Raw genomic sequence first — 12,836 nt, forward strand, 5'->3', positions numbered from 1 at the left:
TCATCATGTCCCTCGCAGCAGGTACCTACGCACTAGACCCAGCCCACACCGTTATCGGATTCGTCGCCAAGCACGCAATGGTTACCAAGGTCCGTGGCAACTTCGCCGATTTTGAAGGCACCATCACCGTGGCCGAGAACATCGCCGAGTCCAACGCTGAGGCCACCATCCGCACCGCATCCATCTTCACCGGTAACGATGACCGCGATGCACACGTAAAGAACGAAGACTTCTTCGCAGTAGAGCAGTACCCGGAGATCACCTTCAAGGCCACCAACCTCAACGTCGATAAGAATGGCAACGGCACCGTCACCGGTGACCTCACCATCAAGGACACCACCAAGTCCGTCGACCTCGACGTTGAAGACGTTGCTACCGCTGAGGACCCATTTGGCAATACCCGCCTGGGCTTCGAGGCAACCACCAAGATCAACCGCAAGGACTTCGGCATCGACTTCAACGCTCCGCTGAAGACCGGCGGCGTGCTGGTCTCCGAGGAGATCAAGATTGAGCTCGAGGTCTCCGCTATCAAGCAGTAGACCCGTAGCCCCAGACACACTAGAAGCATTAAGCTTCTCCAAGCCCGCAGCCACCTTCTGGCTGTGGGCTTTTCCTACGTCTTCCGGTATAGCGGAACAGCCACTCCCTACCCCCGGGAAAGCATTTCTACCCCTCAGCGCCTCTGGATATCAGCCAATCAACGGGCTTTTCTTCACCTATAAAGGAAACAATTTCAAAGTCACCACAGGATAATCGGCTCTCGGGACCATATTGAGAATGAAGGGGTGCAGTATCGAGCCCCTTCGACTATTTGTAACTAGCGAGTCGACTATCAAAACCGCACCGGGGCACAAATCCACCGCACTTTTGTCGGCAAAACCCACACAGGTTGGGTTTTTGGAGCCGTGACCGACAATGGACCACATAATGTTTATGTAAAATCAGGTTCGCAGCAATGTGCGCGCTTGTACATCGCTGGTAAGTTCCGAGGTGAGCAGTGCCACCAGATAGGTTAAACAGATGAAACTACTTCTTCAGCTGCTCGAGCTGACAGCGTTGCTAATAACTTGTGTAGGATTCGCCATCGGATTTAATGCAACCCACAATGCACTGACCTATATTCACACTGGAGATGCATTGGACGAGGCAACACGGCTGCTCGAGCAAGCTCAACAAATGTTCATTGCCGCTACAGCCTGCGGGATTATTTTCCTAGTCTTGTTCTTGGTTAGATTACTAAAATCGGTCAGCTAAAGATATAGGGACTACAAATACCAAATAGGCAAAAGAGTGACAGCGCAGTGGTTGTGTCCTTTAGTGTGGTGTAACGCTTGCTGATGGTCACTGACATCTTGCGCCACTTGCAGAGTGCGGGATAGGCAAAACTGATCCAACAGGTCCACAGCGAGGTCCCGATACCCGCTGGGTATTTTGCTCCTAGAAGGCAGCGGAACTTAGGACCCCAACCCCGCACCCTACGTGACGGAGGTAACTATAGTTCCTAAGTATGACTGCACCACAAAATAAGACGCAGCACGAGTTGCTCCAAGAACGCGCAGCAGCGGTGGACCTGCGCGCCTATCACCTCCACCTCGATCTCTCGGAGGTACTCGATAGCCCCATCTACCGCGTGACTACCCGCCTCGAGCTGACCAGCAATGAGCCCGAGCTCTTCCTGGATTACCTAGGCGAATCCGTCGCGGAGATCAAGGTCAATGGCGCCCCGCAGGAGGTGGACTTTGATGGCAGCATCATCCGGCTACACGGCGTGCCGGTAGGGGAGGAGCTGACCATCGAGGTCAACAGCCACTCCCGTTATTCGCGCACCGGCCAGGGCCTGCACCGCATGCACGATCAAGCCGATGACGCGACCTACCTGTACTCACACCTCGAGCCTTCCGATGCTCGCCGCATCTTCCCCTGCCTCGAGCAGCCTGATCTCAAGGCCGTCTTCCACGTGCGCATGACCGCACCGAAGCAGTGGCAGCTCCTCTCTAACCAACCGGAAGTCGAGCGCAGTGAGGATGGCGATCTCGCCACTGTCACCTTCGCGCCGACGCCGCCGCTATCGACCTACCTGACTTCTTTTGCGGCAGGCCCTTATCAGTATCAAGAGCGCACGTGGACCGCCCCGGATGGCAGCCACTCGGCACAGTTGCGCGCCTTTGCTCGCGCGTCCATGTTTGAGTACCTCGACGAAGAAATCTTGGACCTTACTGCCCAGGGTATGGACTTTTTCCACCAGAACTTTGGCTACCCCTACCCGTGGGGCAAGTACGATTCCATCTTTGTGCCCGAATACAACCTCGGCGCGATGGAAAACCCTGGTCTCGTCACCTTCACGGAGAACTACATTTTCCGCTCCCACGCCACCCGCGCGCAGCATGCCGGCCGCGCGAATACCATCCTGCACGAGATGTCCCATATGTGGTTCGGCGATCTGGTTACGCCACAGTGGTGGGATGATCTATGGCTCAAGGAGTCTTTCGCGGAGTTCATGGGCGCGGATTCTTCTGTGCACGGCACCGAGTACACCGAGGCCTGGGCCAACTTTGCCGGTGCCCGCAAGAATTGGGCCTACCTGCAGGATCAGCTGCCCACCACGCACCCAATCAAGGCGGAAATCCCAGATGTGGATGCCGCGCGCCAGAATTTCGACGGCATCACCTATGCCAAGGGCGCGGCGGTGCTCAAGCAACTGGTGCACTATGTCGGTCACGATAATTTCTACGCTGGAGCGCGCGACTACTTCCAGGAGCACGCCTTCGCCGCCGCCACCTTTGATGACCTCCTGAAGGCGCTAAAAAAGCACGCAGACCGCGATCTTGATGCCTGGTCGCAAGCCTGGCTGCGCACGTGGGGTCCAGATACGCTCACCCCGGAGCTGCACACCGAAGGCGAGAAGATTGCGGAGCTGGCCATCCTTGCAGAAGCCGAGGACGTCTGCCGGCCACACCGCCTGACCGCCTCGCTTTTTGATGCCGACTTACACAAGTATCGCGAGATCGACATCGATCTCCCCGTCGGCGATGACACCACCCGCACCATCATCGATGAGGCGGCCGGCCTTCCGGCCCCAGCATTGCTGCTGCTTAACGACGCCGACCATACCTACGCCAAGATCCGCTTCGACGACACCTCCCTAGAAACGGCAGGGAACCGCCTGACCGAAATCGAAGATGATCTCACCCGCGCTATCATCTGGACCGCACTATGGAACCTCACCCGCGATGGGGAAATGTCGGCGATTGATTATGTGGGGGTCGTCGTCAAGCACGAAGCCTACGAGACCAACACGACGCTGCTGGCTACTGCCTGCGCAAATGCCAATTTTGCGATTGCCCACTATGTTTCGGAAGCCGACCGCGAGCAGGTCCGCACCGACTATGCCGAGGCAATCTGGGGCCATCTGGACGAGGCCGAACCAGCCTCGGACGCCCAGCTTGTACTCGCTCGCGCCGCCATCCGCGCACTCGCCGCAACGCCGGAGGAATCAGGCACCGCGCGCCTTAAGGCCCTGCTCTCCGGTGACATTGCCGGCCTTCGCTTGGACCCCGAAATCCGCTGGTCCATCCTGCGCGCACTCGCCGCCCGAAATGCCGTAGAACTAGACGAGTTGGAGAAAGAAAAACAGCGCGATAATACGCTGACCGGCGCTACGGAATTCCTCGGCGCCAGCCACGCTTTCCCCACGCCAGAGACCAAGCGTGCCGCGTTCGATAGGGCGCTCACGCCAGGCGCCTACTCCAATGCCGAGGTAGACGCGCTGGTCGCCGGATTCAATGCTCCGCGTTCAGCTGCACTGCAGGAGGCCTTTGCGGAGGAATTCTTCTCCCGCGTGGAAGAGATCTGGGCCGCGCACCCGATTGAGATTGCCAACCGCCTCATCCGCGGCTTTTATCCACAGCTGCCCATGGCCGACGCCGCCACCATCCGCCTGCTGCACCGTGAGCTGCCAGGAGCGCTGCGCCGCGTGCTGCTCGAGTGTCGCGATAACTTGCGGCGCACCCTACGCGTGCGGGCTGGTCAATAGACTGTACTGTCCAGCGCTCGCGCTCTGCTTCCCCTCGGGTCACACTGTGTTTAACAGTTGTTGATCCGGGGGGAATCTACATATGACGCTGAGTCATGACCGCAGTGACGAAGAATTAGTTGATGCTTTCATTGAAGGGGATAATAAGGCCTTTTCCACCATCGTGGAACGCCACCGCACGCGGCTGACCACCGTGGCACGGCGCTACACCAAAAACGATCACGATGCCCAAGATGTGGTCCAAGAAGCCTTCCTGCGCGCCAGCTGCAACCTGCACTCCTATCGGCGCGAATCCGCGCTATCGACTTGGCTGCACCGGTTGGTGAAAAATTCTGGCTATGACTACCTCAACCATCGCTCGAATAGGGAAAATGCCTCATTAGATACGGAGGACTTCGACGACGATCGCAACCCGCTGCTCGCGCATAATCCTTCCGAAAACCTAGCGGAGCAGCTGGCGGTGCGCGAGGCCATGGAGTTACTGCGCGAGGATCAGCGCGAAGCGCTGGTGCTTACCGACGTCGCCGGGTTCCGCGTCGGAGAAGTTGCCACCGCCCAAGGGGTAAAGCCCGGCACCATTAAATCCCGCTGCGCCCGAGCGAGGGAAGTCCTACGCGCTGCCATTGGGTGAGTTTGCTAATACCGACGTTTGGCAGTGTGGCGGGTAGACTCATGGCGTTACGCGAAACCACACTCTGATTTAAGGGAGTTAGCAATGACCGTCCACGATGTTGCCATCGTAGGTTCCGGCCCTGCCGGTTATACCGCCGCGCTTTACGCGGCACGCGCCGAGCTCAACCCGATTGTCTTCGAGGGCTTCGAGTACGGCGGCGAGCTTATGAATACTACCGAGGTAGAAAATTACCCCGGCTTCCAAAAGGGCATCATGGGCCCAGAGCTCATGGAGGAAATGCGCGCCCAGGCCATCCGCTTCGGTGCAGATCTCCGCATGGAGGTCGTTGACTCCGTTGAGCTGGAAGGCGATATTAAAAAGCTGCACGTGGGTGACGAGCTCTTTGAGGCCCGCACCGTTATCCTCGCCACCGGTGCAGCCCCGCGCCACCTCGGCGTTCCCGGTGAGGAAGAACTCTCCGGCCGTGGCGTATCCACCTGCGCTACGTGCGATGGCTTCTTCTTCAAGGGCCACAATATTGCCGTTATCGGCGGCGGCGACTCCGCCATGGAGGAAGCAACCTTCCTCACCAAGTTCGCGGACTCCGTCACCATTGTGAACCGCTCCGAGAACTTCCGCGCCTCTAAAATCATGCTGGAGCGCGCCCAAGCCAATGAAAAGATTAAATGGGAGACTAATAAAGTCGTCGAAGAGGTCATTGAAGCCGACGGCAAAGTCGGCGGTCTCAAGCTCAAGGACGTCACCAACGGCGAGACCTCTACCTTGGACGTGACTGCCATGTTCGTAGCAATTGGCCATGATCCGCGCTCTTCCTTCCTCAATGGTCAGGTCGAGCTAAATGACAATGGCTATGTTGTAGTTGAACAACCCACCACCAAGACCTCCCAGCCTGGCGTTTTTGCCTGCGGTGACTTGGTGGATGACCACTACCAGCAGGCAATTACCGCGGCCGGCTCCGGTTGCCGCGCGGCAATTGATGCGGAACATTTCCTCGCAGAAAGCCGTTAAATCAGTATGAGCAACGTCAAGAAAGTAACCACCGATACCTTCCGCAAGGACGTCATCGAGTCCGATAAGCCCGTCGTCGTCGACTTCTGGGCCGAATGGTGCGGCCCCTGCAAGAAGCTATCCCCCATCTTGGAAGAGGTAGCAGAGGAGCTAGACGGCGAGGTCACTATCGCCAAAGTCAACGTTGATGAAGAGCGCAACCTAGGCGCCATGTTCCAGATCATGTCCATCCCTAACGTGCTGATTTTCAACCACGGCGAGAAGGTAGACGAATTTGTTGGTCTGCGTTCTAAAGATGACATCGTGGCGCAAGTGAAAAAGCAACTTTAACTGTTAATCTAATTCCTATTAGATTAAGCGTGTAGAAATTCTGAAATGCGGCCCCTAAACACGGGCTGTGAAAGGGGTAAAAGGCGTGAACCGCGTTCTTCGAGTCGGCGATACAAGCGTGCGTGTAGCTGAGGCTCGCGCCACCTTGGCCCGTCTCGGCCTCTTGTCAGATTTCAAGGGGGAACTTTCTGCGTGGAAAAAGCAGAAGTACTCCGAGAGCGACAAGAGCTTTGATGCCAATTTGTCTGAGGTCCTCAAGGCCTTCCAGCAATCGCGCGGCATCGTGCCCACGGGAGAGATCGATGATCTCACCCTGCGCGAACTGCGCCAGGCCTCGTATACGCTCGGCAGCCGTGTACTTGCCTACGAGCCCGCAAATGAGCTCGTGGGTGATGATATCTCGCAGCTCCAGCAACAGCTGCAGGAGCTGGGCTTTTACCAGCAGCGCGTAGACGGCCACTTCGGTACTAATACCCACGCGGCCCTGAAGGAATACCAGCACAACTGCGGCCTGCAAGAAGATGGTGTGTGCGGCCCCGTCACCATCCGCGCCCTTGGACTGCTCGGCCGCCGTATTACCGGTGGTTCCGCGCACAATATCCAAGAGCGTGAGCGCGTCCGCAACGCCGGCCCTAAGCTGGCGGGCAAGCGCGTTGTCATCGATCCCGCCTTGAGCGGCGGCGACGCCGGTCAACAGGTCAAGGGTCGCTTCGGTGATATTTCCGAACAGGAAATCCTGTGGGACCTCACCCAGCGCATCGAGGGACGCATGATTGCCGCCGGCATGGAGACCATCATCTCCCGTCCTCGGACCTCCGATGCGGACGTGAAGTCCCGCGCGGAGTTGGCCAACGCCTTCGATGCAGACATTGTCATCTCTTTGGCTTGTGATTCCTACCCCAATGAGAAGGCCAATGGTGTTGCCACCTTCTATTTCGGTTCCGAATCCGGCAATTCCTCGCTTATTGGTGAGACCCTATCCGGCTTTATCCAGCGTGAGATTGTCGCACGCACCGAGCTGCTGGACTGCGGCAACCACGGCCGCACCTGGGATCTGCTTCGCCTGACCCAAATGCCGGTCATCCAGATCGTGCTGGGCTACCTGACCAACCCAGAAGACATAAAGATCCTCACCAATCCGTCCCGCCGGGATGACATTGCGGAAGCAATCGTCATTGCCGTAAAGCGCATGTACCTCATGGAGCAGGACACCGCCGTAACCGGAACCTATAAATTCTCCGAGCTGCTACGAGCCGAGCAGGCCTAAACTAATCGCCTAGGCCAAAGCGCGGGCGAGGAGGTCTTCCACGGTTGCCGCGCTTAGCAACTCGTGCTCGGGCGGCAGCTCGAGCCGCAAACGGGGAAGTACTGGGTGATCAGCGGCCACCTCAAAGCCGGCGGAGCGCAAAATGTCATAAGACATCAGCCCAATATAGGCCGGCTTATGCCCCAAAAACTCCGCCGCTGCGGCTGGATCGCCGTAGTAGCCAAAGGCCTCCACGGCCGTGCTGCCGCGGTTAGTGAGGTGCACAATGGCGGCGTCGACAAGCACTGCTTCAATGCCGCGCCCCATGAGGTGCGCTTTGACGAAAAGCGAGGTAATAATCTCCGCATCCGCAGAAATGGGGGCGGTGGGAAGCTTCGCAGTCCCGGCAGCATCCTCGCGGGAGCAAAAGAGGATGGTGGCGTCCTCACCCACGGTAAAACCGCACTGCCCAAAAGACAGCAGGGTAGTGGCCAGCCACGCTTCCTTTTCAAAGGCGGGATCGCTCACGGCGGCCTCAAGCTCCCAAAAAGTGCTGCGCGCAGTCTGGCGGTGGATGCGCGCACCCTCGCGTACCGGCTCGAGGATCATCGCCCGGATTTAGTCTTGGCCCTCAATAAGCGTCATGATGCGCTCAAAATCTTCTTGGTCACCAAATTCCACGACCATCTTGCCCTTGCGTTTGCCCATGGTCACGGTGACTTTGGTGTCAAAGCGATCAGATAGGCGCTCGGCAGAATCGGTGAAGTACTGCGGCTGTGGTGCCGGCTGCTTCTTTTTTGATTCGGCCGGCTTGCCATCGCGCTTATAAAGGGTGACTGCCTCCTCAGTGGCGCGGACGGACAGACCCTCCGCGATGATGCGGTTGGCAATATATTCCATCGCCTCCGTGTCATCCAAAGACAGAAGCGCACGCGCGTGGCCGGCGGATAGGGTACCAGCGGCTACCCGCTTTTGTACCTCTACCGGCAGCTTAAGCAGGCGCAGCATATTGGTCACCTGTGGGCGCGAGCGGCCAATGCGGTCCGCCAGCTCGTTCTGGGTAACGCCGAACTCTTCCAATAGCTGCTGGTAGGCGTGTGCCTCTTCCAGAGGGTTGAGCTGCACGCGGTGGATGTTTTCCAGCAGGGCATCGCGCAGCAGGTTGTCATCCTTGGTATCGCGCACGATGGCTGGAATGGTGGCCAGACCCGCCTTGGAAGAAGCGCGCCAACGGCGCTCACCCATGATGAGCTCGAAGCCACCCTCCTCGGAGGGGCGAACAACGATGGGCTGCAAGAGGCCAAACTCGCGGATCGAGTGAACGAGCTCGCCCAGCTCATCCTCGTCGAAGACGGTGCGTGGCTGCTTCGGATTAGGGATGATATCCCCAATGGAAATCTCGCGGTAGGTCGCACCGATGGGAGCCGGGGTGGCCTGACGCTTCTTCGAAGATTGTGAGCCAGAACCCTGTTGAATGGTGGGCGCACCCTTGACACGCTTGCCGTCGCCGCCCTTGCGGCCAGGCTGTGGGGTGGCATTTCCCAAGATGATATCCGCCGCGGAATCTCCCAGCCGCGGCTTGCGGGTAGGGGCATCAGGACCGGATGGGATGAGTGCGGCGAGACCCTTGCCGAGTCCACCTTGCTTCTGTTCTGCCATGAGTTCCTATCCTTCCAATTCCGCGTAAATCTCTGGGCTCACGCCAATCGCCCCGGTGGTCGGGTGCGGGCGATAATCGCCACGCCGGTTAAGCTCGCGCGCCGCCGCAAGGTAGGCGCGGGCACCGGTGGACGAGGGAGCGTAATCAATAACCGTAGTACCGTATCCCGGCGCCTCCGAAACGCGCACGGAGCGCGGGATAACATTGCCCAAAACCACGGCACCAAATTGCTCACGAACGTTGTCTGCCACATCTTCTGCCAAGCGCGTGCGGGCGTCATACATAGTCAACAGCACGGCGGAGATATGCAGATCCTCGTTGAGGTGTTCACGGATCATGGAAATATTTCCCAGCAGCTGGCCCACACCCTCGAGGGCGTAGTACTCGCATTGAATCGGGATGATGACCTCTTCCGCACACGTCATCGCATTGATGGTGAGCAAACCAAGCGATGGCGGGCAGTCGATGAAGACGTATTCGAAGCCATGCTCCTCGAGGAAGCCATTATGCAGGGCATCATAGAGCCGAAATTCGCGGCGTACCAAGGACACCATTTCGATCTCCGCGCCAGCCAAATCGATGGTGGCGGGGATGCAAAAAAGGTTCTCGTTGTGCGAAGAAGGCTGCATAGCCTTCTCGGCACTGCAGTCCCCGAGGAGCACCTCATAGCTGGAATCGGTGCCGGAATTATGTTCCGCACCCATGGCCGTGGAAGCATTTCCCTGCGGGTCGAGATCGATCACCAGCACTTTCTTGCCCTCTGCGGCAAGCGCTGCGGCCAAGTTGGCGGCGGAGGTGGTTTTACCTACGCCGCCTTTCTGGTTAGCAATGGTGATAAGGCGCGGATTAGTCATGCCGTCTACTCTAGTTCACGCGCGGGACACGAATGATCGTGGTTCCCTCGATAGTGCTGACCTCGGCCTTTCCACCGCCGGCCTTCTTGATGTCAGCGGCATCGCGTTCTAGTTCCTCGTGTACCGAAGAGCCCTTCAGTGCGATCATCTCGCCCCCCTTGCGCACTAGCGGCAGCGACCACTTCGCAAGCTTTCCCAGGGGCGCGACGGCGCGCGAGGTCACCACATCGGCCCCCGCCACGGCCTTTTTGATCGGGCCTTCCTCAGCACGGCCACGCAGAACCGTCACATTGTCGAGCCCGAGTTCTTCTACCACCTCGTTGAGGTAGTTATAGCGCTTCAACAGCGGCTCGATCAGGGTTATCCGCAGGTCTGGGCGTGCAATGGCCAGCGGAATGCCAGGCAGTCCGGCACCCGAGCCTACATCGATGACCGTGGCGCCCTCGGGGATTGCCTGCTTGATGACGGCACAGTTAATAATGTGCCTATCCCACAAACGCGGCACCTCCCTAGGGCCTATAAAACCACGAGTGGACCCGTCTGTAGCGAGCGAATCATGGTAAGCCTGCGCGAGGGGCAAGCGGGAGCCGAATACTACTGACGGGTCCATCTTGGACACGATGGGGTTCTCCTCCGTGTTTATTTGTTTTTGCGCTGTTTCTTGGTGCGGTTGTCCTTCTTGCGGGCACCCGGCTTAGGTGCGGAAGTGCGCTTGGCCTCAGCCTTCGCGGCTTCCTCTTCTTCTTCCTCGCGGTCCATCTTGGCATAGACGATGCGGGTTTGGAAGAAGGTCCAGACCGTATTGGCCATCATGTAGAACAGCAAACCGATTGGCCAGATGAAGCCGGAGAAGATCAACATGGCTGGCATGACCCAAAGCATCATCTTGGACATCATGGCCATTTGCTGTTGCATCATTTCCGCATTCTGGCCCTGTGGCGCTTGGGTCTTACCGGCGGCGCGGCGCTGTTCCTGGCGGTTTAGGCTCATGCGGGCGTTGAAGTGCGTCATAACCGCAATCACGGCGATCATCGGAACGATGATAACGGCGGCCTGGCTGGTGGTTACGCCCTCCACAATCGGCGAGTTCAAGCGCAGGTTGGTGACCAGCGGGACATCGAAAATCTTGGCATCCAAGAACTGCTGGACCAGCTCCGGCTTAAAGATGTAGTTCGCGGTATTGGCGTTGTCTTCAACGGACATTGGATCGCCACTGGGGTGGCCAATGCCACCGGCTACGGCGACGGTGCGGTCGAAGGAGCGCAGCACGTGGAACAAACCGACGAACATTGGAATCTGCACGAATACCGGCAGGCAGCCGGCCATCGGACGAACGCCAGATTCCTTGTAGACCTTCTGCATTTCCTGTGCAGCCTTAGTCTGATCGTTGCCGTACTTCGCACGGATTTCCTGCACCTTAGGCTGGATTTCCTGCATTTTGCGCGAGGAACGAATCTGGCTGATAGTCGGCTTGACCATCAGCGCCTTAAGCGTCCAGGTCAGCAGCACAATGGCCAGAATCCACGTAATGCCCCAGGATGGGTCCATCACGAGGGAAAGCAGCCAGTGCCAGAACCATAAAACGGCCGAAATTGGCCAGTAAATGAAATTAAGCACGAGTGTTTAATCCTCAGTTGTTGTTGGGGTCCGGAACCGGATCAAATCCGCCCGGATGCCAGGGGCCACATTTGCAGACCCTGGCAATTGCCATCGCCGTACCCTTGAATGCGCCATGTTTGGATAGCGCTTCAAGAGCATAAGCACTGCATGTCGGTTCAAACCGACAGGTCGATACCATCTTAAGGCCAGAGACATGTTTTTGGTAGAAACGAACCACTTTGACCATTGGTGTGGCCAATCCTCTGGCTGGGGGAATTTCCTCCCCGCGGGAATTTAGATATCCCATTGCTTGCGCAGTGCTTTAGCAAGATCTTTTTCTAATTGCTCACTGCTAGCAGTGGCGCTAGCGGGCAGTGCACGAATGACCACATCTACGCTGGCAGGCAGCTTGGGAATGAAAGTCATGCACACATGGCGAAGCCGCCGGGAGGTGCGGTGGCGAACCACTGCATTCCCGACGGCTTTAGAAACAATTAAGCCAAAGCGCGGCCCAGTGGCTGCGATTTCGGCCTCCTTGTCCGTACCTGCGTTATCGCGCGCATGCACGACTACCGTACGAGTGCCCGCCCGGCGACTGCCCTTCATCGTGCGCCGAAACTGCGTCGGCGATGTGAGCTTGTGCTGGGCCGGAAGCATAACTTACGCAGTCAGCTTTGCGCGGCCCTTCTTGCGACGAGCCGCAACGATTGCGCGACCTGCACGAGTGCTCATGCGGGTGCGAAAACCGTGCTTACGAGCACGACGACGGTTGTTCGGCTGGAACGTGCGCTTACCCTTTGCCACGTTAATTCTCCTTGAAGTTGTGCGTAGGCACACCACCGCTAACAGCGGCGCACCCACTGATGATTAGATTCCATGAACCTGACGCATCACAGTCTCTCCGGTGCACGCGAGCCGACGGGCCCAGCCAGTGCGAGGTGACGCTGTCACTTTCACGCGCAACTCTTTGTTGCAATAGACCATGCCAGATTACGTGATTTCTGCCGCTAGAAACAAATCGACACCCGGGTACACCCGAAATTACATAAATGTTTTTTCCTGCAGCTAGGCGGCCAGATTCCGGGCTCTTACTGCGCCGAATCCACCGCACTGGAGGACCTATCCAGATCGGCGTCCAGGGGGTGAATTTTTCTCACTAGACACACCCGCCGCTTCGGCGGTACAACAGAAGAATCAAATTCCACAGCCAAGCCTGGCATGTGGATAACTCTAAATCAGCGCTTGAGACTTTTGCAGTTTCCGCAGCTTAACGCCATAAACCGGCCAATGAAGAGTTATCCACAGCCATGAACTAAGCTGTGAATAACTCTTTCATCCACACCTGTGGATAACTCTGTGGAGATCGAGGTGACTCGATAAAAACCACTGTGAAAACCACGGTGGAATCCACGGTGAAAATTGTTATTCAATGTCCACCCGTTCCCGACTAAATTCCACAAAGGTAGCCTGTT

General features: G+C 57.6%; 15 protein-coding genes. 7 read left to right on the plus strand and 8 right to left on the minus strand.

From position 1 onward, the window contains the following. The first annotated feature begins 5 nt into the window (after positions 1 to 5). The 7 genes from ACLI1L_RS12405 to ACLI1L_RS12435 all read left to right on the plus strand — a co-directional run bounded on the left by ACLI1L_RS12405 (position 6) and on the right by ACLI1L_RS12435 (position 7,272). On the plus strand, positions 6 to 539 hold the full coding sequence (locus ACLI1L_RS12405) for a YceI family protein (protein ID WP_411707711.1): 534 nt from the start codon (positions 6 to 8) through the stop codon (positions 537 to 539). A 481-nt stretch (positions 540 to 1,020) separates the two neighbouring features. Then, complete coding sequence (locus ACLI1L_RS12410; RefSeq protein ID WP_301716420.1) at positions 1,021 to 1,254, plus strand: hypothetical protein; 234 nt, start codon at positions 1,021 to 1,023, stop codon at positions 1,252 to 1,254. A gap of 253 nt (positions 1,255 to 1,507) precedes the next feature. Continuing rightward, the gene (gene pepN / locus ACLI1L_RS12415; protein ID WP_411707712.1) at positions 1,508 to 4,033 is read left to right on the plus strand and encodes an aminopeptidase N; all 2,526 of its coding nucleotides are present in this window, start codon (positions 1,508 to 1,510) and stop codon (positions 4,031 to 4,033) included. An 82-nt stretch (positions 4,034 to 4,115) separates the two neighbouring features. Beyond that, positions 4,116 to 4,664: an RNA polymerase sigma factor gene (locus ACLI1L_RS12420; protein ID WP_239206122.1), complete on the plus strand. Its 549-nt coding sequence runs from the start codon at positions 4,116 to 4,118 to the stop codon at positions 4,662 to 4,664. 84 nt (positions 4,665 to 4,748) lie between these two features. Further along, complete coding sequence (gene trxB, locus ACLI1L_RS12425; protein ID WP_086588390.1) at positions 4,749 to 5,675, plus strand: thioredoxin-disulfide reductase; 927 nt, start codon at positions 4,749 to 4,751, stop codon at positions 5,673 to 5,675. 6 nt (positions 5,676 to 5,681) lie between these two features. Next, entirely contained in the window at positions 5,682 to 6,005 is a 324-nt protein-coding gene (gene trxA, locus ACLI1L_RS12430) for a thioredoxin (protein WP_023020190.1), read from the plus strand. 85 nt (positions 6,006 to 6,090) lie between these two features. Beyond that, positions 6,091 to 7,272: an N-acetylmuramoyl-L-alanine amidase gene (locus ACLI1L_RS12435; RefSeq protein WP_167371301.1), complete on the plus strand. Its 1,182-nt coding sequence runs from the start codon at positions 6,091 to 6,093 to the stop codon at positions 7,270 to 7,272. Positions 7,273 to 7,281: 9 nt separating this feature from the next. Here ACLI1L_RS12435 and ACLI1L_RS12440 read toward each other — a convergent pair whose 3' ends face one another. The 8 genes from ACLI1L_RS12440 to rpmH are packed head-to-tail and all read right to left on the minus strand — an operon-like array spanning position 7,282 to position 12,168. Next, the gene (locus ACLI1L_RS12440; protein WP_411707713.1) at positions 7,282 to 7,860 is read right to left on the minus strand and encodes a hypothetical protein; all 579 of its coding nucleotides are present in this window, start codon (positions 7,858 to 7,860) and stop codon (positions 7,282 to 7,284) included. A gap of 9 nt (positions 7,861 to 7,869) precedes the next feature. Further along, complete coding sequence (locus ACLI1L_RS12445) at positions 7,870 to 8,910, minus strand: ParB/RepB/Spo0J family partition protein (RefSeq protein WP_086588393.1); 1,041 nt, start codon at positions 8,908 to 8,910, stop codon at positions 7,870 to 7,872. Positions 8,911 to 8,916: 6 nt separating this feature from the next. Beyond that, positions 8,917 to 9,765 carry a ParA family protein gene (locus tag ACLI1L_RS12450; protein WP_023020194.1) on the minus strand — a complete coding sequence of 283 codons (849 nt, stop codon included), beginning with the start codon at positions 9,763 to 9,765 and terminating at the stop codon, positions 8,917 to 8,919. 10 nt (positions 9,766 to 9,775) lie between these two features. After that, positions 9,776 to 10,375: a 16S rRNA (guanine(527)-N(7))-methyltransferase RsmG gene (gene rsmG / locus ACLI1L_RS12455; protein WP_411708378.1), complete on the minus strand. Its 600-nt coding sequence runs from the start codon at positions 10,373 to 10,375 to the stop codon at positions 9,776 to 9,778. A gap of 29 nt (positions 10,376 to 10,404) precedes the next feature. Further along, on the minus strand, positions 10,405 to 11,382 hold the full coding sequence (yidC, locus tag ACLI1L_RS12460; protein ID WP_200288486.1) for a membrane protein insertase YidC: 978 nt from the start codon (positions 11,380 to 11,382) through the stop codon (positions 10,405 to 10,407). Positions 11,383 to 11,395: 13 nt separating this feature from the next. Further along, complete coding sequence (yidD, locus tag ACLI1L_RS12465) at positions 11,396 to 11,611, minus strand: membrane protein insertion efficiency factor YidD (protein WP_080971176.1); 216 nt, start codon at positions 11,609 to 11,611, stop codon at positions 11,396 to 11,398. Positions 11,612 to 11,658: 47 nt separating this feature from the next. Then, complete coding sequence (gene rnpA, locus ACLI1L_RS12470) at positions 11,659 to 12,021, minus strand: ribonuclease P protein component (RefSeq protein WP_023020197.1); 363 nt, start codon at positions 12,019 to 12,021, stop codon at positions 11,659 to 11,661. A 3-nt stretch (positions 12,022 to 12,024) separates the two neighbouring features. Then, on the minus strand, positions 12,025 to 12,168 hold the full coding sequence (rpmH, locus tag ACLI1L_RS12475; protein WP_003847033.1) for a 50S ribosomal protein L34: 144 nt from the start codon (positions 12,166 to 12,168) through the stop codon (positions 12,025 to 12,027). Positions 12,169 to 12,836 lie beyond the last annotated feature (668 nt).

This window comes from Corynebacterium sp. LaCa117, from assembly GCF_046717765.1.
Classification (GTDB): domain Bacteria; phylum Actinomycetota; class Actinomycetes; order Mycobacteriales; family Mycobacteriaceae; genus Corynebacterium; species Corynebacterium kefirresidentii.